The sequence below is a fragment of the Streptomyces caeni genome (genome assembly GCF_042678285.1).
GTDB lineage: Bacteria > Actinomycetota > Actinomycetes > Streptomycetales > Streptomycetaceae > Streptomyces > Streptomyces caeni.
On record NZ_JBHUDX010000079.1, the window covers coordinates 27,879 to 47,654 of the forward strand.

Below are 19,776 nucleotides of genomic sequence, written 5' to 3' on the forward strand. Positions count from 1 at the left end.
TTACGAAACACCCCCTAGAGCGCCCGGTACATGACGTGCAGCCCCACCCTCCCGAACCGGGGGTGGTCGTACGCCTCCGGAACCGTGCCCAGGATGGTGAAGCCCAGGGAGGCCCACAGCGTCACCGCGGGATTGGTCTCGACGACCGCGTTGAAGACCATGCCGCGGTACCCCTCGGCCTTCGCCGCGGCCAGCACGTGCTCGGCGAGGGCGCGGCCGATGCCGCGGCCCGCGCGGTCCGGGTCGACCATGAAGCCCGCGTTGGCGATACGGGCCGCGGGGCCACCGTAGTTGGGGGTGGTGTAGGCCGAGCCGACGATCGCCCCGGTGTCGTCCTCGGCCACGTACACACGCTTGGCCGGGGCCATCCACAGGGCGCGGGCCGCCTCCTCGGTGGTCTCCGGGTCCCAGGAGTAGGTCTCACCGGCGGCGACGATCCGGTGCCAGAAAGGCCAGATCCGCGGCCAGTCGTCGGCCGCGGCTTGTCTGATCGGCATGTGCGCGAGTCTGGCACGCCCATGCCGTCACTGGCACGCCCATGCCGTCAGCGATCACAGGGGTCCCGCGAGGTCAGTCGACGCTCGGCAGGATGTGGGGCTCGGCGAGGTCGTCCTCGTAGCCGGCCAGCCGGATCGGGGCGGACCTGGCCCACACTTCCAGGCTCCCGAGCTCCTTCTCCGTCCGGCGGCCCCCGCGCTCCATGCGTTCCTTGGGGCCCTGATCGCTGTTCGTCTTCTCCGGTGTCACCGCACACTCCTCTTGTGTCGGGCAACCCTCGGGACTGCACCGGCCCGGCTGCCGCTGCGCCCCGGGCGTCCTGTCGGGTCTGAGTCGAAATACAGGTCGGACGCGGTGGCGCCGGCAACTCGTGCGGGAGCATGCCGTGGTGGCCGGCTTGTCCCGGGACGGACCGTGGGTGTGGGTGTAACCCCGAAAGGCTGTCCGTCCCCCTCCAGATTAACCAAATGAGCGGGCGTCCGCTCGATGGGGCTGAAACAACCAGGTAACTGTCCAGAGTCATCTTCCGCACACCAGGCCCCGTTCTCGGCAGATTTGATGCCTTATATCCGCTTATACACCCACCCGTTCGGAGCAGCACTCGAATCCGTCGCCATACCACCGGAGTCGCGAACGGACACGGACGGTACTCAGTTCAGGTCCCGTTGGCCGAGTCGCAAGCTCTCCCTGATCTGCTGGCCGCGGGCAACGGCTGTTCTCGCGGGAGGACTGACGCATGGAGCTGCGCAGCGTCGAGGAGCTGATGGATCTGCTGCACGCCTGCCGGGGCAGGCGGGAGACCCCGGTCGGCGGTCGGGTCGATCTGCACGACCACGCCCTGCAGACCGCGGCGCTGCTGCGCCGAAGCCGGCCGGCGGACAAGGAACTCCAGGTCGCGGGCCTGGTGCACGACATCGGGCATCTGCTGCGGCCGGGCGAAACCGCCGGGCACGCCGACCACGCGGCCGACGCCCTACGGCCGTTGCTCGGCGAACGCGTCTCCCGTCTGGTGCGCCTGCACGTGGCCGCCCAGCGCTATCTGGCCGCGATGGCACCGGGCCGCGGGCCGTCTCCCTGGAGCGCACCGGCCCTGAACCGGCAGGGCGGAGCGATGACGCCCGTGGAGGCGGACGCGTTCGAACGCGATCCGCTGGCCGACGACGCCATCACCCTGCGGCAGGCGGACGAGGCGGCCACCGCGGCCGGCCTCGACCCCGGTGTGATGGAGGACTGGCGCCCGGTGCTGGAACTGGTGGCGGCCCGGCATGCCCGGCCGGGCGCCGCGGGCTAGGGGGTGTTTCGAAAGTCCCGTGCGGTGCCCGCGGTGCCCGGTGCGCGCTCTCGGCGTGCCGGACGAAAGCCCTCGTACTGGACATACTTGAGGTCTCGGCCGGTGCGGCGAGTGGGGGTGCCCCCTACTCGAAGAGCCTGGGGGAGCGTGCCGGGCGCCGTGGGTGCTGTGCGGGACTTTCGAAACACCCCCTACTAGCCGCCCGCCGACGCTCCGGCGGGCGGCGGGCGATCAGCTCGCCCGCGCACCCCCGGGCGCATAGAAGTGGGCCCGAACACGGCGCAGCCACGCCTCGACCGGGGCCTCGTCGGGCCGTTCCGGGAGTGCGCCGCGCGTCTCGGCGAAGGCGTTCTCGCAGAACCGCAGCAGGGGCAGCGCGACCGCGGGGTCGGCGGCCACGCGCTCCCCGAAGTCGTGGAACTCCTGCGGGTTCTCCACGCGGATCGTCAGCCGCCCGGTGGCGTACAGTTCCAGGCCCTGGTGGCACAGCCGCTTGAGGTGGCGGGCGTGCTTGGCGATACGTCTGCGGGTGTCCGCGGAGAAGGAGCCGTCACCGCGGGCTTCGAGGCGCCTGAACTGCTGGGTGGCATAGCCGAGATAGGCGTCGCGGACGCGCGCGGCGCACAGGAACGACGTACGGATGCCGATCAGCTCGTCGCCGAGCGGCGTCCGCGCTTCGTACAACTCCGGGGGCAGCCAGACGAGTTCCATGGCGGTCGGGTTGCCTCCGAGCGCGAGCCGACACCATTTCGCGGCCTCGTGCAGCGTGCGGTCCGGGGCCGTGCTGACGTGGGACTCCTTCGGCCGGTGCAGACCGTGCAGCGCCTCGGTGGGCGCCGCGAACACGCCGAGCCGGTCCACGTCGGAGCCCGCGTGGGCGAGCCCGTACGCGGTCGAGCCGACGATGCCGGACAGCAGGACGTTGGGGACGGTCACGGTCGGCGCCTTCCTCGGGTCGAGCGATGGTCGACACGCACCATTGTCGAACTGGTGCACGACTGCTCATTGTGGTCCCGGGGAGGGACCGCGGTCACCGGGATTTCCCGTCCGTGACCGCTCCCCGGCGTGCCGCACGCGCGCCGGCGTGGTGCGGGTGTCCCGCCCGCGGCCGGTCGGGCACTGCGGGGCCGGCTTCCTCTTCCCCGCGCTCGTCCCGGCACCTTCCTTCGCCGGCAGCTCGTGCACGTCCGCGGTACCGGTCCCGCCCCTGGACTCCTGGGCCCTGCGCACGGACTCATGGAGCGCGGACATCAGATCCAGCACCCTGCCCGGCTCCGGGGCGGGCGGGGCATGGCCTTCGCGCTTCGCCCCGATGATCTCTTCCAGAGCCTCGGTGCAGTGGTCGACGCAATCGGGCCCTTCGAGGTCCTCGCGGGTCATGCCGTCGATGAGGTGCCCGGCTTCGGCGATCTCCCGGTCCGACGTCCTCACCGCCGCGGGCGCCAGCCCGGGGGGGGGTCGCGGATCTCGTCCGGCCACCGCATCGCGTGCAGCACGATCGCCTCGTCGCGGACGCGGAGCAGACCGAGCCGCTCCCTGCCGTGCCAGGCGAACTTGGCCACCGCGGCCTTCGACGTCCGCTCCAGCGCCTTGCGCAGCAGCGCGTACGGCTTCGCCGCGACCTCCCCGGACGCCTGCAGGTAGTAGCCCTCCCCGATGCGGATGGGATCGATCGACTCGACCGGCGCGAAGGCGGCGATCTCGATGGCCCGGGCCGTCGGCAGGGGAAGCCCGCGCAGTTCCTCGTCGAGGACGGTGACGACCTGGCCCTTGGCGATCTCGTAGCCCTTGCCGATCTCGTCCTGCGAGACCTCCCGGTCCTCGCTCTCGCAGAACTTGCGCACGCGCACCCGGCCCATGTCCTGAAGGTGGTACTGGTGGAAGCGGACGCTGTGGTCCTCGGTCGCGGCGACGACGTTGACCGGGATGGTGACCAGGCCGAAGCTGATGGCACCCGCCCAGATGTTCCGGGGCATGACACACCTCCGCGCAAGCCCCGAACAGGATCAGCCTATGGTCGGGCGGGTGCCCGGGGAGCCGGCCGCGCCCACGGGACCGGGGCCGGCCCGTCCACGGTGTGCCGGCGGAGGCGCCGGACACGCTGATCGCGCCCGTTCCCGGGCGGTCCGGGACCGGACGCGATCACTCATTGCGAGACGTGGTCATGCGCTGCTGCTGCGTCCTCTCACGGGAACAGCGCGATTCCGACGAGGATCAGCAGGATGATGCCGGCGACCATTGCCACGGTGGCCCAGGTCCCGCGGTGCTTCACCGGAGCGGCGGGGCCACCCCCGCGCGGCCGGTCCTCGGGCAGGACCGGGTGCTCCGGACGGTCGGCCGAGTAGAACTGCTCGTCGGTCGGGTACACGTTGCGGGGATCGTCGGCGGCACGCGGATCGATGTCGTGTTCAGTGGCCATGAGACGGACCTCCTTGCGCGGCACTCACCAGGGTCCGGGTTCCCAGTCGACGCCAGGTCACGCGCCAGGGCCGGCGCGTCACCGCCTCCGGACCGCTTCCCGGCTCACCACTTGCCGGGCGCGTAGTCCTTCAGGAAGACGCCGTACAGGTCTTCTCCCTGTTCACCGCGCACAATCGGATCGTATACCCGTGCCGCGCCGTCGACGAGGTCGAGCGGAGCGTGGAAGCCCGCGTCCGCCAGCCGGATCTTGTCCGGGTGCGGGCGCTCGTCGGTGATCCACCCGGTGTCGACGGCGGTCATCAGGATGCCGTCCTTCTGGAACATCTCCTCCGCGCTGGTCCGGGTGAGCATGTTCAGGGCGGCCTTGGCCATGTTGGTGTGCGGATGGCCGGCGCCCTTGTAGCCGCGGCCGAAGACACCCTCCATCGCGGAGACGTTCACGATGTACGTGCGCCGGGCCGGGGAGGCGGCCAGCGCCGTCCGCAGGCGGCTGATCAGGATGAACGGCGCCGTGGAGTTGCAGAGCTGGACCTCCAGCAGCTCCACCGGTGTCACCTCCTCCACCGCCTGCACCCAGCTGTTGGTGTCGTGCAGGTCGGGGACGAGCCCCCCGGCGTCGATCGCCGTGCCGGCCTCGATCCGCGCCAGGGAGGCCGAACCGGAGACCAGCGCGAGACCGGTGACGTCCTGAGCGCTGAGCGTACCGCCGCCGGCCACCGGCAGCGCCGCCACGGCCCCGGAGCCGAAGGCGCCGATGACCTCGGCGGACGGCAGCTCGCCCGCCGGCAGCGGTGCCGACTCGGCGGCCACCAGTTCGCTGTACGCCTGCGCGGAGCGGCGCACGGTCTGGGCGGCGTTGTTCACCAGGATGTCCAGCGAGCCCTCGGCGGCCACCGAGTCGGCGAGCGCCACGACCTGGGCGGGATCGCGCAGGTCGATCCCGACGATCTTCAGCCGGTGGATCCACTCGTCGCTGTCGGGCTGTGCCTTGAAACGGCGGATCGCGTCGTTCGGGAAGCGCGTGGTGATCGTGGTGTGGGCGCCGTCCCGCAGCAGGCGCAGCGCGATGTACATGCCGATCTTGGCGCGGCCGCCGGTGAGCAGCGCGCGCTTGCCGGTGAGGTCGGCGCGGGCGTCGCGGCGGGCCCGGTTCTCGGCGGCACACGCCGGGCAGAGCTGGTGGTAGAAGTAGTCCACCTCGTTGTAGCGGGTCTTGCACACATAGCAGGAGCGCGGGCGCTGCAGTATTCCGGCGATCCGGCCGGCCTCGGTGGCCGACGACGGCAGGATGCCCTCGGTCTCGTCGTCGATGCGCTGCGCGGACCCGGTCGCCGTGGCCTCGGTGACCGCCTTGTCGTGGGCGGTCTTGGCGGCCCTGCGCTCCTGGCGGCGGCGCTGCTTGACCGTGCGGTAGATGTGCGAGGTGGCCCGCCGCACCGTGACCGCGTCGGGGTGGTCGACGTCCAGCCGGTCGAGCTCCTCCAGCACGCTGAGACAGACGGCCAGGCGCTCCGGATCGATGCCGGGCCCGTACGACATCTCGTCCGTGGCCGCCGACCCGCCGCCCGCCGGACCGTCCTCTGTCACCGTCATCGCGCTGCCGTTCCTCGCTCTCCCGCGCAGCGCTCCACCGCGCCCGCTTTCGAACGGGGAATCTTACGGAGCACCGGACCCGGTCACCAAACCCACGGTGATCAGGGACGGTGGTGGTGACCGGCACAGGGCGCGGATGACGGCCGATCGCCGGCCGGAACGAGCCGCGGGCCGACCGGGCCGCGAGGCAACCGGGCCGCGAGGCAACCGCGCCACCGGGACGGCCCGCCATGCGAACGCCCCACTGCGGCAACGACCCCACCACAGGAGCGACCCCACCACAGGAGCGGCCGGCCGCCGGGCACGGCGGGCGAGGGCCGTGCCCGGCAGGCCGGGGCCGGTTGGCCGCCTAGGCGCGGCAGGCCGCCAGCAGAGTCTGCACCTCCTCCGACACCGCGCGTGCCAGCAGGCCGAGGTCCGGCACCGCCCGGCCGTCGGCGACGAACCCGAAGTGCACACGCCCGCGGTACGTCGAGATCGCCACCGCCAGGGACTGCCCGCGGGCCAGCGGGGCCAGTGGATAGACCTCGACGAGCGGGTTGCCGCCGAGCCTGAGGCCAAGGCTCGGCAGCGGCACGCTGGTGACCAGGATGTCGAACCACAGCCGGGCGGCCTGGCTGACCAGCGGTCCGCCCAGCCGGTGCCCCAGCGCCGGAACGTGGTCGGCGAGCAGCGCCACGGCGCCCGCGCCCCGGTTCGGCCCGGCGTCCTTGTTGCGGTCCATGGCCGTGCGCACCGTCCGCAGCCGCTCCAGCGGGTCCGGGTCGCCGACCGGGAGCCGTATCAGGTAGCCGGAGAGCCGGTTGCCCTGTGGGTGGGCGGTACGCGGGCGACGGTTGGAGACGGGGATCAGGGCGCGCGGCGCGACGCCCGCGCTGCCGTCGCCGCGTTCGTCCAGCCAGCGGCGCAGGGCTCCCGCGACGACGGCGATGAGCACGTCGTTGACCGTGCCGCCCTCCGCCTTGCGCACCCGGTGCACATCGTCGAGGTCGACGACGACTCCGGCCGTGCGCCGGGTGCCGCTGGGCTCGGACGTGAACGCCGAGGAGGAGCGCATGCCGAGGGTGGACAGGGCGACCGAGGCGCCGATGTCGAAGGCGCGCCCCACGTCGGCGAGCGTGCCGCGCAGCAGCCCGGAGAGCCGCCGCATGCCGGGAAGGCGGCCGCGGGCGGGTTCCGGGCGGCGCCGGCGGGGTTCGGGCAGGTCCGTCGGGTCCATCACGGCAGCCGCGAGTGTCAGGGCGCGCAGTCCGTCGGCGAGCGCGTGGTGGAACTTGAAGAGCACCGCGAAGGAGGTGCCGGACTCCCCCGGCATCACGTGCGCCTCCCAGGGTGGCCGGCCGCGCTCCAGCGGCCGTTCCATGAGCCGCCCGGCCACGGCGTGGAAGTCGGCGGTGGGGGCGTGCAGCCGCACGTGGTCGAGCGGGTCGAAGTCGGGCGCGGGTTCGCGGGCGGCGCCGCCGAGGGCGAGCGGGAGGCGCACACCGGCGAGGTCGCGCGGCAGGCGTACGTCCGGCAGCCAGACGTCACGGATGCGCATGCGCAGCCCGGGCACCGCCGCGGCCCGGACCGCGAGCAGGTCGGCGGCGTGCGCACCGGCGGTGGGCGAGTGGCACGAGAACACGCCGAGGGCACCGAGGTGCATCGGGTGCCGGGCGGACTCGATGTTCCAGAACGCCAGGTCGAGTGGTGCGAGCAGGTCAGAAGTCAATGGCTTGCCTCGCGTCGACGGTGCAGGGAAGCAAGAAGTCAACCTCCGACCAACGATTACGGTCAAGTACGATCAGGCTACGTACAGTTAACATGTCGTGAAGTCCCGCCCCTCGGAAAAGAGCGGGACCCATGGGACACACGAGGTCACGTCAGTACGGGCGGTGCGGCGTCCGGCGCCGTGCCCCACTCGGACGGCCGCGCGCCGACCGTGAACTCCAGTGTTCCCAGACGGCGCAGTGCGTCGGTGGTGACGTATGTCTGTTCGTAGGCGTTCCCCCCGACGCGTACGCCCTGGATGTAGCGCTCGTCGTCGGATGTGCCCGGCGCGGTGATGGTCAGCCCGCCGCGCGGGTAGTAGGCCCGGTCCAGGACCAGGTCGACACGGTCGAACACGGGCGTGGTCAGCCCCCAGGTGGGGTAGCCGGGCTGCACGGGGAAGATGCCGATGGACGAGAGCACGTCCCAGGCGGACATCGTGCCGAGGTCGTCGTTGCCGGTCATGCCGGTCGGGCCGTCGGTGAAGAGGGTCAGCGCCGCGTGCACCACGTCCGTCGTCTTCCACGGCTGCCCGGTCGAGAGGTACGTGTAGGGGGCGATGAGATCGGGCTCGTTCTGCGGGTTGTACTTGTCCGCGTTGTAGTAGGCGTATGGTCCGTTCACCCAGGTCTCGCGCGCGGTCCGCGCCGGGTCCTTGAGCAGCCGCTCGTAGGCGAAGAACGCGTCGAGCCGGTCGTTCGCCGCCTGCCGGCCGCCGATGAGGCCGACCACGCCCGGCAGGTCCTGCGGCACGAGCCACTGGTACTGCCAGGCCGTGCCCTCGTGGAAGCCCTCGCTCTTCGCCGGGTCGGCCGGTCCGGCGAACGCTCCGGAGGCGTCCCGTGCGCGGAAGAAGCCGGTCGAGGGGTCGAAGAGGTGACGATAGGAGCGCGACCGGGCGGCATAGCGCTCCGCGTCGGCGTCGTGTCCCAGGGCGCGTGCCATCCGGGCGAGCATCGCGTCGGACAGCGCGTACTCCAGCGTGACCGACCCGCCGTGGTGGTAGTCGGAGTCACCGGGCTTGTGGTACGGGCGGCCCTTGACGTACGGCGCGAAGCCGTTGGCGATGTACTCGCGGTTGGACTCGCGGCCCACGTACATGGTGTCGGCGGGCGGGACGCCGTCGGCGTTCTTCCTGAGCGCGCGGTAGACCCGCTCCTCGTAGCCCTTGAGCAGTCCCTGCTGGTAGGCGTGGGTGAGGAACGGGGTGACCGGATCGCCGCTCATGATGTTCGTCTCGACCGTGCCGTAGCCCCACTTGGGCAGCCAGCCGCCCTGCTCGTCGACCTTGAGCAGGGAGATCGCCATGTCGCGGGCCTGGCGCGGCGCGAGCAGGGACAGCAGCTGGACCTGGGTGCGGTAGGTGTCCCACAGGGACCAGTTCTGGTAGTAGGTGAAGCCGACCGCGCGGTGGACCTTCTGGTCCCAGCCGGTGTAGCGGCCGTCCGCGTCGCTGCCGATGTTCGGCGCGAGGAAGGACCGGTACAGGGACGAATAGAAGGTCCTGCGCCGGGTCTCGCTGCCGCCCTGCACGCGGACGTCGTCGAGGCGGTCCTGCCACGCCCGGCGGGCGGCCTCCCGCAGCTGGGTGAACGAACGCTCGTGCGTGGCACGGAGATTGACCTCGGCGCCACGCGCGTCGACGTAAGACAACGCGGTGGTCGCCTCGACGGTGCGGTCCTTGGTCGTGTCGAACGTGACGTAGGCGCCGTTGCGCCCGGGGCCCGACGATCTCGTCGCGCCCCGGGTGATCGAGTCCTGGTACCACGTCCCGTGCGCCGTGAACGGCCGGTTGAAGCGGGTGAGGGCGTACACCGTGTACGGCCGGGTGGAGCGGCAGAAACCACTGCCCGTGATCTGCGTGCGCACGGTGTGGTCGTCGAGGATCTCCACCTTGGAAGAGACGTTCCTGTGCAGCGACTGGCCGGCGTTGAGCAGCACGTTCGCCTTGTCGGTGGCCGGGAACGTGTAGCGCTGCACGCCGGTGCGCTCGGTCGCGGTCAGTTCGGCCTCGATGCCGCTGTCCAGTCCGACCCGGTAGTAGCCGGGACTCGCCTGCTCGTCGGCGTGGTCGAAGGTGGCCGCGTACCTGGCGTAGTCCGTCTCGTCGACGTCGCCGGTGGTCGGCAGCACGGGCAGGTCCCCTCCGATGGCGCAGCCGACGCCGGAGAGGTGGACCAGGGAGAAGCCCCGGATCCGGTGCTGTGTGTAGTCGTAACCGGTGCTGTGCCCGGTGTCCGGCGAGAACTGCACCATGCCGAAGGGCACGGCGGCACCGGGATAGGTGTTGCCTTCGTTCTGGGTGCCGATGAAGGGGTTGACCAGGTCGGTGAGCCCGCCGTCGTTCTGCTCGGCGGCGTGCGCGGCCGGCGGGGAGAACAGCGCCGAGGCCGCCACCGCGCCCGCGGCGCACAGGCGCAGGCGCCGGGTCCATCTCATCTCGGAAGACCTCCGGAGGATCGACATCGTTGTGCACATGGTGCTGGCGGGACGTCAGTTTCCCGGGCAACCCGCCGGGTCGGCCCGTGACGCGTCGCGGATCAGCGCCTCGTGCGCGGCCCGCAGCCGCGCGGCATCCGGCTTCAGGACCGCGCGGCCGTGGGTGAGCAGCCCGTTGAGTTCGCCCTCGACATCGGTGATCTGCGTGTAGACCGCGCCGTCGCCTCCCTGGCAGACCGGCCGGCGCGCCTCGTCGAGCTTCGCGAGGCAGTCGTCGGTGTAGGCGGCCGGGTCGACGCCGGCGTACGGCTGCCGCACCGACCAGGCGTGGCCGGGCACCGCGAGCCCCGGACCGCCGTACTCGCCACTGGCCAGGGCCCGTCTCCCCTAGTCGTCGTCCACGTCGACCAGCAGGCCGGTACGGCCGTCGTCCACGACCTCCGGGATGCCGCCGGTGCGCGAGGCCACGACGGCCGTGCCGCAGGCCATGGCCTCCAGGTTGACGATGCCGAGCGGTTCGTACACCGACGGGCAGACGAACACGGCTGCGTGGGTCAGGAGCTGGATCACGTCCGGGCGCGGCAGCATCTTCGGGATCCAGTGGACCCCAGCCCGGCTTCTGCTCAACTCCTCGAAGAGCTCGCGGAACTCACGGTCGATCTCGGGGGTGTCCGGGGCGCCCGCGCACAGCACGACCTGCGCCGCCGGGTCGATGTCCCGTACCGCGCGCAGCAGCTGGGGCACGCCCTTCTGACGGGTGATGCGGCCGACGAACAGGACGTAGGGCCGGCCGGCGTCGACACCGTAGCGGGAGAGGACGTCCGTGCCGTGGTCCGGCCGGTAGAGGGTGGTGTCGATGCCGTTGTGCACGACGTGGACCCTGGCCGGGTCGAGGGCCGGGTAACAGCCCAGGATGTCCTCGCGCATGGCACCGGAGACGGCGATCACGGCGTCCGCGGCCTCGATCGCGGTGCGCTCGGCCCAGCCGGAGAGGGCGTATCCACCGCCGAGTTGCTCGGCCTTCCAGGGGCGCAGCGGCTCCAGCGAGTGGGCGGTCACCACGTGCGGTATGCCGTACAGCAGCTTGCCGAGGTGACCGGCCAGGTTCGCGTACCAGGTGTGCGAGTGGACCAGTTCGCGGCCCTGGAGGGCGGCGGCGATGGACAGGTCCACGGAGAAGGTGCGCAGGGCGTCGTTGGCGGTGTCGAGGGCCGGCCACGGCCGGTGGCGCATGACGCCGCCCGCGCCGCCCTCGCCCCAGCAGTGCACGTCCAGGTCGATGAGGGAACGCAACTCCCGGGCGAGGAACTCGACGTGGACGCCCGCGCCGCCGTACACGTCCGGCGGGTACTCCCGGGTCAGCAGTCCCACACGCACCCGCAACCGTTCCTAAACAGTTTCCAGGAGTGACATTTGCTGCCAACTCCCGGAACTGCGCGCATCCCGAACGGTGTTGGATGCGCTGGTCTCCCGCGTTCGCTGTGTCCCCGTCCGGCTGCGTGCATCGTGTGCACGCTCCGTGACGGGCGGGCGGGTTCCCTCACGCCCTCGTGGGCCTGGTCCGGCCTGGGCGGTCCGATGCCCCGCAGCATCGCTCTGGTGCTGCGGGGGCGGTGCCGTCCGTCGCCGGATCGGGTGCCCGAGGGCGCGTCGCCCGATCGCGATGCCAGCGGCATCGTGACGGGACATCTTTCGTTTTTTCGAGGTGAGGGGCTTCTTCCAGTGCTGATCGCCCCACATCGACGTGTACGCCGGGTCCACGGCAACGATCGACAGGCCGTGTTCGGACGCCATGGACACGAGCCGGGCCTTGAGCTTGCCGGTGGGGATGCCGGAGATGAGCTGCCGGAAGTGCTTACGTCTGCCGTGCTTCTCGCGGGTCTTCTCGGCGGCGAAGTCCAGGTTCTCCAGGCCGATGGCTTTGGCGCCGCACCGGTCGGCCCAGTGCAGCAACCGGCTGATGGCGTGCCGGACCTGGGCGTCACGGTGGTCTGCGCTGCCGGACAGGTCGTAGAAGAACCGTTTGGGGTCGCCGACCGGGTTGCCGTGCCGGTCGAGCCGGTAGGCGGCGAAGTGGTCGGCGTTGGTGTCCACGCCCACCATGCCCTCGGACCGCGCCGTCTGAAGCGGGACCGTCCGGACAGCGGGCCGTGTCCACGACGCTGTCAGGTACCAGCGGCCCCGCTCCACGTCCAGGTGGATACGGTAGGCCACGGCCCGGTTGTCTTCGATCCGGTCGCGCCACTCGGCTCCCCGGTGCTGGAACTGCACGCGGGTGGCGAGGACGTACCGGCCGTGCTTGCTGTTGGCCAGGTGGGCGAGCGGGGCGGGCAGCTTGATGCTGACCTCGCCATCCGGCGTGACGCGGATGGTCTCGTTGCCGAAGCGTTTGCCGGACTCGCCGTCGGCGGCGAGGAACCACCGTTCGGCTTCCCACCGCTCACGCCACTGCCCGGCGGTGAGCTGGGCGGCTTCGAGGTTGTGACGGTTGCTGAGGAGGCGCCGGCCGCCGCGCGCGACGTGCACGACACCGGCCTCACGCTCAGCGCGGGCCACATCCAGGCGGTGTTCCAGGGTCGTCAGACGGCGGGACTTCCGGAACCACTCGCCCCGACTGCGGTATCCGCCGGGTGCCCGCTTGGTGCCCTTCTCCCCGATCGGCTGGGAGAGGCGGTGCGTCAGCGTCCGCACACCGGCCTCAAGCCCTTGGATGTGGGCGAGCTGACAGCGGCGGGACAGCGCCCACTGATCGTGAGTGGCCTTCGTGATCGAACCGGCCCACCGGGACGAGGAGCCGGCCGTCAGGCCCTGCTTCCGGGCGGCCCACGTGTCGCTGTTGTGGTCCAGGCCGTCAGCGCAGCGGTTCTTGAGGTCCAGCGAGGCGAGGCGTCCGAGGTGTTCACCGACCAGCCGCAACACCTTGTCGTCCACGTCGGTGAGGTGCTTGAGGCGGTCGCGTATCGCCACCCCGGACGGCCCGAGCGCGACGAACGGCGCGTCGATGGTGCGGAGCTGCTTCTTCTTCGGCTCACTCATCGGCAGCCGCCGCTTCGAGAGCCTTCCTCGCCCGGTTCCTCGCCGACCGACGGCCGTACAGGCGGGCGCAGAACGACGTCAGCACCTCCACCATGTCCCGGACCAGGTCGTCTTCGACTTCGCCGTCATCGAGGACGACGAGTCGGCGACCGGTCGCGGACAGGGCGGCCTCGATCAGCTCCACGTTCATCCGGCCGAGGCGGTCTTTGTGCTCGACCACGACCGTGGTCACCGCCGGGTCGGCCAGCAGCCGCCTCGCCTTCGCGCGGCAGCCGTTCATGCCCGAGGCGATCTCGGATTCGATCCGCACGACCTTCTGCCCGGCCTTCGCCGCCCATGCCGACAGGCGAGCGGTCTGCCGCTCCAGGTCCGGCTTCTGATCGTGTGAGGAGACGCGGGCATACAGACCTACACCACCGGTCACGGAGGGTGAGGTGTTCGCGTCGATGTTCACCAGGATCGTGCGCGGTCCCACGCGTTCCGCAGGTACCGGCAATGCGCCCTCACGGAACCAGCGATACGCGGTACGCGGGGCGATCCCCTGCGCGCGTGCCCATTCCGTCAGGTTCATGCGCAAGATCGTACAACACTCGTGACACCTAAAGGACACTCATAGACACTTACGCGAGAGCAGTTTCTGACCCCCTGTCGCAGCGCCTGGCCGATTCCCACATGGTCACCCAGATAGGGCGGTTGGGGAAGACCACCCGTGGTCAGCGGCGACCGGGCGGCCTGTCGAAGCAGCAGTCGCCGCACAGGCCGCCCCCGGGCAGCCGGTAGTAGAGGCAGCAGCTGCGGCGGCGTCCGGTGGCGGGATCCAGGGTGCGGGACAGGCCGGGGTGGGCGAACGGCCCGGCGGCCAGGGCCGGCGCCCGCTCCTCCACGTCGGTGCGGCCGCTCCCCCGCGCCCACCGGGCGAGCATGCGCACGCTGCCCGCGAGCGCGGAGCCGGCATTGCCCCGCAGCAGGCCCGCGGAGAGACGGTAGCGGGAGGTCAGGGCGGCCGCCAGCGGGACGAGGTGCCCCTCGCGCACCACCGTGTCGAGGGACTCGGCGGGCAGCGCGCGGACGCCGCTCAGCCACAGGTCGTCCGGCGCGGCGGCGTCCGGGTCCCAGTGCAGCAGGCGGGGGTCCAGATCGGGCACCCACCCGTGGAGGGCGGCGCAGCCCAGGGCGACGGACCAGAGCCGGGCCACCAGGCCCTGGTGGGCGATGGAGGCGGCGACGCGTACTTCCGGCACCTGGAGGCTCCGCGCGACCTTGCGGACACGGAAGGTCAGCGGGTCCGCGTGGGCATCCAAGGCGCCGTCGAACGGCCGGGACGGCCCGGGGGATCCGGGCGGCCCGGGGGATCCGGGCGGCCCGGGGGATCCGGGTGGCCCGGGCGCATACGCCTGCGCCAGGGCCGGCAGGGGGCCCCGCGGCGGCGGACCGGTGCGCAGGACGAAGAAGCCACCGATCTCGCCGAGCGCGGCGAGATCGGGAAGGCGGTCGGCGTCGGGGCCGAGGCCGGGGTCCATGTCCATGAAGGCCAGTAGTACCAGGGCCCCTAGGGGCATCGACCAGGGGGGATACGTGCCCTGTCACCCCTCTTGGGGAGGAGGGGACCACAGGTGTACTCCATCGGCAGTATGACCCAATGGGTGCTCAGGGACGACGACGGGGAACAGCCGTTCGCGGCATCGTGTTGACTATGGAAGCCGACCGTTCGCCGCGCCGGGGCCCGCATCCCGGCCGCCCGCAGAGGAGCCGCTCATGAGCGCCCTCGCGTTGTCCGTGCTGCTGTCGTTCGTCTCCGCCGTCGCCTACGCGGGCGGGGCGATCGTGCAGGAGCAGGTCGCCGTGTCCTCGCCGTGCCGGGCGTACGCGCCGCTGCGCCGGTTGGGCTGGTGGGCGGCCGTGGGGCTGAACGGTCTCGGCGGGCTGCTGCACGTGGTGGCCCTCGCCTACGGTCCGCTGAGTCTGGTGCAGCCGCTGGGCGCGCTGACCATCGTGTTCGCGCTGCCGATGGCGGCGCTGTTCGTGGGCCGCCGGGCCGGGGCGACGGCCTGGCGCGGCGCCGTCATGGCGACCGTGGGCCTGGCGGGACTGCTGTCCCTGGTCGGCGCCGCCGACGCCCGGTCCCTGAGCGGCGCCCAGCGGCTGCTGGTGGCGGTCGTCACGGCCGGCGGGATCGTGGCGCTGATGGTCGCGGGCCGCGCCGCGCACCGGCATCCTGCCGTGCGCAGCGTGCTGCTGGCGGTGGCGTCCGGTGTCGCGTTCGGCATGTCTTCGGTGTTCACAAAGACGGTCGCGGTCGACTGGACGGACGGTGTCTCCCTCCGGGACCTGCCGAGCCTGGCGGTGATAGGCGTCTTCGCGACGGCCGGCATGCTGCTGTCGCAGGCGTCCTACCGGGGCGCCGGCCTGGCGGCGCCGCTCGCCACTCTGACGGTCGTGAACCCGGTGCTCGCGGCCGCCGTGGGCATCACCATGTTCGGCGAGACGTTCCGTTACGGCACCACGGGCACCGTCCTCGCCCTGGGGTGCGGTGTCGTCGCCGCGGGCGGTCTGATCCTGCTGACCACCGAGCGGATCGGTGACGAGGGGCGTACCGCGGTGGCCGCCGAGACCGTTTCCGAGACCGCTTCCGAAACCGTGGAGGAGGCCGTCACCGGGCCGGAGCCCGCCGTCCAGGAGCTGCTGTCCTCGGTGCCCCGGCCGGTGATCGCGCCGGCCGGGGAGAACGTGCTCGTACCCGCACCGGTCCGTCAGGGTGCGTACGAGGACTGGGAGCCGGACGTCCACCGGGAGTCCTCGTTCTCGTACGGCCCCTTCTACGGCGGTCCGCTGGCGCCGGTGCACGTGCTGGACCGGCACCGCACCCGTGTCGGTTCCTGACCGCCGGCTCCCATGACGTGCGTCAGAGCCTGACGCCGCCCGCCCTCAGATAGGCGACGGGATCGATGTCGCTGCCGAATCCGGGCCCCGTCCGCACCTCGAAGTGCAGATGCGGGCCCGTGCTGTTGCCCGTGGAACCGGAGCGCCCGATACGCTGGCCGGCCACCACGCTCTGCCCGTCCCTGACGGAGATCGCCGACAGATGGGCGTACTGCGTGTAGCGGCCGTCACCGTGCCGTATGACGACCTGGTAGCCGAACGAGCCGCCCCAGCCGGCGCTGACGACGTGCCCGCCCGCCACCGCCTTGACGGAGGTACCGGTGGGCACGGGGAAGTCGACACCGGTGTGGTAGCCCTTCGACCAGGAGGAACCCTCGGCGTGGTACGGCGTACCCATCGCGGCGGCCACCGGTGCGACCAGGGAGTGCTTGGCGGCCACGTGGCCCGAAGCGGACTTCCGGGCGGGCGACTTGGCCGGGGTGGAGGTCTTGTGCGGCTCGTGGCCCCGTGCGGGGTGCGGCTCCGGGCGGGCCGGGGCCTTGGCCCGCAGGTGCAGCCGCTGGCCGGGCAGGATCAGGTCCGGGTCCGTACCGACCGTCGTGCGGTTGGTCTCGTACAGCCGCTGCCAGCCGCCCTCGACGTGGTGGGAGGCGGCGATGCCGGTGAGGGTGTCGCCGCGCACCACGGTGTACATCTCGGCGGCGCCCGCCTGCGACTGGGGCGTGGTCTGCGGTTTCACATCACGCACCGAGCGCTTGGCGGTCTGCGGGGAGGCCCCGGACGTCCGGGCGTTGCCGGGGGTGGCACCGGTGGAGCGGGTGAGACCGGCATGCTCGGAGCAGACCGGCCAGGCGTGGGGGCCCTGCCCCTGGAGGACCTTCTCGGCCACGGCGATCTGCTGGTCCCTGGTGGCCAGATCCGCGCGGCGGGCGTAGGCCGTGCCGCCGTACGCCTCCCAGGTGGACTGGGTGAACTGCAGTCCCCCGTAGTAGCCGTTGCCCGTGTTGATGCTCCAGTCGCCACTCGACTCGCAGGCGGCGACCTTGTTCCACGTGCCGATGTCGGCCGCGTGCGCGACGCCGGTGCCGAGGAGCGGGATGGCCATGCCGGCGCCGCCCGCCGTGACGGTGAGCGAGGCGCGGTTGATCCTTGTCGGCTGATACCGGCGGTGCCGGCCGCGTACGGCCATGGAAACCCCCTCGACAATGCGTCAGGAGCGGCAAAAGTAACCGTCGCGAACAGGCCATGACAAGGCGGCAACCGGCCGCTCCGGCGCGTCAACCGGCCGGGAACCGCCCCCTGTTGGCGCGACCGGAAGGCGTTCGCGGGGACGCCGCGGGACGGCCTGCGCGGGCGCGACCGGATGTGTGTGCCCCGCGCCGGGAGGTCCGGGTGTGCGGCGGGTGTACCGGCACGTAAGGATGGTCACCGGGCGATACTGACGGTCACCACCGTCACCAGCCCCGTTGATGATGTCGTCAGGACGAACCGGCACCGCCGATTCCAGGACTTCAGGAGCCAACCGCCATGAGCACTTCAGCCCAGATCGGCGTCACCGGTCTCGCGGTCATGGGCCGCAATCTCGCCCGCAACTTCGCGCGCAACGGCTACACGGTCGCCCTGCACAACCGCACCGTGGCACGGACGCACGACCTCGTGAAGGACTTCGGGCACGAGGGCGACTTCGTGGCGACCGAGACCGCGGAGGAGTTCGTGGCGGCGCTGGAGCGCCCCCGGCGTCTGATCATCATGGTGAAGGCGGGCGGGCCGACCGACGCGGTGATCCAGGAGTTCGCCCCGCTCCTGGAGCCCGGCGACATGATCATCGACGGGGGCAACGCCCACTTCGCGGACACCCGCCGCCGGGAGAGGGAACTGCGGGAGCAGGGCATCCACTTCGTCGGCACGGGCATCTCCGGCGGCGAGGAGGGCGCGCTGCACGGGCCGAGCATCATGCCGGGCGGCTCGGCCGAGTCGTACGCGTCCCTCGGACCGATGCTGGAGAAGATCTCCGCCAAGGCCGAGGACGGGGCGCCGTGTGTGACGCACGTGGGCCCCGACGGCGCCGGGCACTTCGTGAAGATGGTCCACAACGGCATCGAGTACGCCGACATGCAGCTCATCGGCGAGGCGTACCAGTTGCTGCGCGACGTCGCGGGCTACTCCCCGGCGCAGATCGCGGAGATCTTCCGCACCTGGAACACCGGCCGCCTGGACTCGTATCTGATCGAGATCACGGCGGAGGTGCTCTCCCACGTGGACGCGGCGACGGGCAAGCCGTTCGTGGACGTGGTCCAGGACCGGGCGGAGCAGAAGGGAACGGGCCGCTGGACCGTCCAGATCGCGCTCGACCTGGGGGTGCCGGTGTCGGGCATCGCGGAGGCGGTGTTCGCCCGCTCGCTGTCCGGGCACGCGGCCCTGCGCGCGGCCTCGCGGGAACTGGCCGGGCCGAAGGCGTCGCCGTTGGGCGAGGCCGAGGCGGCAGCCTTCGCGGACCGCGTGGAGCAGGCGCTGTACGCGTCGAAGATCGTGTCCTACACCCAGGGCTTCCACGAGATCGCGGCGGGCAGCGAGGAGTACGGCTGGGACATCGACCTCGGGAAGGTGGCCTCCATCTGGCGCGGCGGCTGCATCATCCGCGCCGCGTTCCTGGACCGCATCCGCGCCGCGTACGACGCCCGCGCGGACCTGCCGAGCCTGCTGGCGGACGAGACGTTCGCGCAGGAGATCGCGGCGGCCCAGGACGACTGGCGCGAGGTGCTCGTCGCGGCGACCCGCCAGGGCGTCCCGGCGCCCGGTTTCGCCGCGGCGCTCGCCTACTACGACGCCCTGCGCGCCGACCGGCTGCCCGCTGCGCTCACTCAGGGGCAGCGCGACTTCTTCGGGGCGCACACCTACCGGCGGACGGACCGCGAGGGCTCGTTCCACACGCTGTGGGGCGGGGACCGGTCGGAGGTCGAGGCGTAGGGAGCGCGCGACGGCGCAGGCGCGGCGGCCTTCCCGTGCGGGGTCCCGCCGCGCCGCCCGTGTCCGGGGCTGCGGCCGCGGGCCCGGTCGCCGTGTACCGGTGGCCGGAAGGGCCGCCTTCACCGCCCGCGTGAGCGGCCCTCACTTCAGGGGCGGTCCCGGTTCGGGTTCGGGAACGGGCTCGGGGCCCGGCGGTTCGGGGATCGGGGAGGGGGGCGGCTCCGGAGTCGGCCGCGGCTCCGGGTTCGGCACCGGTTCCGGACCGGGCTCCGGGTGATCAGGGCCCGGACCGGGGACGGGAGCCGGACCGGGAGGTGTGGGTCCCGGAGCCGGGGGCACGGGTTCCGGTCGCGGTGCGGGGCCCGGTTCGGGGACCGGCTCCGGGCCCGGAGTCGGTCCCGGTCCGGGGGGCTGCCCCGGCTGCGTGGGATCGGGGAGCGGACGCGTCATCGTGTCCTCCAGCCAGTTGCTGCGTCGGCCCTGGACTCCTCCCCCGGGTACCCGGACCGCCCACGGAAACTCACCCCGTCGCGGGACGGGGCGGGACCGGGTGGGCCACGGCCCTCCTACGGCCACCGCCGCGGGCGGCACCGCGAGCCACCACTTCCGCGGCTGCCGCCGCCAGTCCCGGCCGGGGGCTCGACAGCACCGGCACGGTGGCGGTGGTCAGCTGCTGCGCCGGCGCCATCGACGCCTGGGCGGGCACGATCGCATCGGCGTCCGTGACGGTGTCGGCGACGTCGGCCACCGCGCGGACGCAGCCCTCCGTGTCCCCCGCCCGGAACCGGTCCCACGCGCCCTCCACCAGCAGGGTGCGCACCTCGGCCGGGCGTCCGGCGGCCTCCTCCCGGATCAGCGCCGCCGTCGGCCCCAGGGTGCTCTCCACGGTGGCGAGCACCACG

At 72.1% G+C, this 19,776-nt stretch carries 15 protein-coding genes and 3 pseudogenes; 3 read left to right on the plus strand and 15 right to left on the minus strand.

Annotation, left to right across the window (positions count from 1 at the left end):
- Positions 1-14: 14 nt before the first annotated feature.
- Together ACFSL4_RS25810 and ACFSL4_RS25815 are read right to left on the minus strand one after the other, a co-directional pair.
- The gene (locus tag ACFSL4_RS25810; RefSeq protein ID WP_381087549.1) at positions 15-497 is read right to left on the minus strand and encodes a GNAT family N-acetyltransferase; all 483 of its coding nucleotides are present in this window, start codon (positions 495-497) and stop codon (positions 15-17) included.
- A 73-nt stretch (positions 498-570) separates the two neighbouring features.
- On the minus strand, positions 571-747 hold the full coding sequence (locus ACFSL4_RS25815) for a hypothetical protein (RefSeq protein ID WP_381087552.1): 177 nt from the start codon (positions 745-747) through the stop codon (positions 571-573).
- Positions 748-1,234: 487 nt separating this feature from the next.
- On the opposite strand from ACFSL4_RS25815, the gene ACFSL4_RS25820 reads away from it, so the two are divergent.
- The gene (locus ACFSL4_RS25820; protein WP_381087554.1) at positions 1,235-1,789 is read left to right on the plus strand and encodes an HD domain-containing protein; all 555 of its coding nucleotides are present in this window, start codon (positions 1,235-1,237) and stop codon (positions 1,787-1,789) included.
- 231 nt (positions 1,790-2,020) lie between these two features.
- On the opposite strand, the gene ACFSL4_RS25825 is transcribed toward ACFSL4_RS25820, so the two are convergent.
- The 11 genes and pseudogenes from ACFSL4_RS25825 to ACFSL4_RS25880 form a co-directional block, all read right to left on the minus strand.
- Positions 2,021-2,725, minus strand: coding sequence for a nucleotidyltransferase domain-containing protein (locus ACFSL4_RS25825; protein ID WP_381087557.1), 705 nt, complete (start codon positions 2,723-2,725; stop codon positions 2,021-2,023).
- A 66-nt stretch (positions 2,726-2,791) separates the two neighbouring features.
- A pseudogene (gene ku / locus ACFSL4_RS37710) lies at positions 2,792-3,765 on the minus strand (non-homologous end joining protein Ku).
- A 209-nt stretch (positions 3,766-3,974) separates the two neighbouring features.
- Positions 3,975-4,208 carry a hypothetical protein gene (locus ACFSL4_RS25840; RefSeq protein WP_381087566.1) on the minus strand — a complete coding sequence of 78 codons (234 nt, stop codon included), beginning with the start codon at positions 4,206-4,208 and terminating at the stop codon, positions 3,975-3,977.
- 104 nt (positions 4,209-4,312) lie between these two features.
- Positions 4,313-5,803 (minus strand): SDR family NAD(P)-dependent oxidoreductase, encoded by a 1,491-nt coding sequence (locus ACFSL4_RS25845; protein ID WP_381087569.1) that lies wholly within the window; start codon positions 5,801-5,803, stop codon positions 4,313-4,315.
- Between the two features lie 349 nt (positions 5,804-6,152).
- Positions 6,153-7,514: a wax ester/triacylglycerol synthase family O-acyltransferase gene (locus ACFSL4_RS25850; protein WP_381087572.1), complete on the minus strand. Its 1,362-nt coding sequence runs from the start codon at positions 7,512-7,514 to the stop codon at positions 6,153-6,155.
- A gap of 146 nt (positions 7,515-7,660) precedes the next feature.
- A complete protein-coding gene (locus ACFSL4_RS25855) occupies positions 7,661-9,991 on the minus strand; it encodes a GH92 family glycosyl hydrolase (protein ID WP_381087575.1) in 2,331 nt (776 codons plus the stop codon).
- A gap of 54 nt (positions 9,992-10,045) precedes the next feature.
- A pseudogene (locus ACFSL4_RS25860) lies at positions 10,046-10,378 on the minus strand (glycoside hydrolase family 2); the annotation flags it as partial.
- Positions 10,379-11,368, minus strand: a complete 990-nt coding sequence (gene glgA / locus ACFSL4_RS25865) for a glycogen synthase (protein WP_381087578.1) — start codon at positions 11,366-11,368, stop codon at positions 10,379-10,381.
- A gap of 12 nt (positions 11,369-11,380) precedes the next feature.
- Complete coding sequence (locus ACFSL4_RS25870) at positions 11,381-13,027, minus strand: IS200/IS605 family accessory protein TnpB-related protein (RefSeq protein ID WP_381087581.1); 1,647 nt, start codon at positions 13,025-13,027, stop codon at positions 11,381-11,383.
- Positions 13,020-13,598, minus strand: a complete 579-nt coding sequence (locus tag ACFSL4_RS25875) for an IS607 family transposase (protein ID WP_381087584.1) — start codon at positions 13,596-13,598, stop codon at positions 13,020-13,022. The genes ACFSL4_RS25870 and ACFSL4_RS25875 overlap by 8 nt, the downstream gene beginning before the upstream one ends.
- Before the next feature lie 142 nt (positions 13,599-13,740).
- Positions 13,741-14,553, minus strand: coding sequence for a (2Fe-2S)-binding protein (locus ACFSL4_RS25880; RefSeq protein WP_381087587.1), 813 nt, complete (start codon positions 14,551-14,553; stop codon positions 13,741-13,743).
- A 229-nt stretch (positions 14,554-14,782) separates the two neighbouring features.
- Between ACFSL4_RS25880 and ACFSL4_RS25885 the strand changes: the two genes are divergently transcribed.
- A complete protein-coding gene (locus ACFSL4_RS25885; protein WP_381087590.1) occupies positions 14,783-15,907 on the plus strand; it encodes a DMT family transporter in 1,125 nt (374 codons plus the stop codon).
- A gap of 22 nt (positions 15,908-15,929) precedes the next feature.
- Here the strand turns inward: ACFSL4_RS25885 and ACFSL4_RS25890 are convergent, their stop codons facing one another.
- A complete protein-coding gene (locus tag ACFSL4_RS25890) occupies positions 15,930-17,096 on the minus strand; it encodes a transglycosylase family protein (protein WP_381087593.1) in 1,167 nt (388 codons plus the stop codon).
- A 338-nt stretch (positions 17,097-17,434) separates the two neighbouring features.
- On the opposite strand from ACFSL4_RS25890, the gene gndA reads away from it, so the two are divergent.
- Entirely contained in the window at positions 17,435-18,874 is a 1,440-nt protein-coding gene (gene gndA / locus ACFSL4_RS25895) for an NADP-dependent phosphogluconate dehydrogenase (protein ID WP_381087596.1), read from the plus strand.
- Positions 18,875-19,394: 520 nt separating this feature from the next.
- Here the strand turns inward: gndA and ACFSL4_RS25900 are convergent.
- Positions 19,395-19,776 (minus strand): annotated as a pseudogene (locus tag ACFSL4_RS25900) (arylsulfatase); the annotation flags it as partial.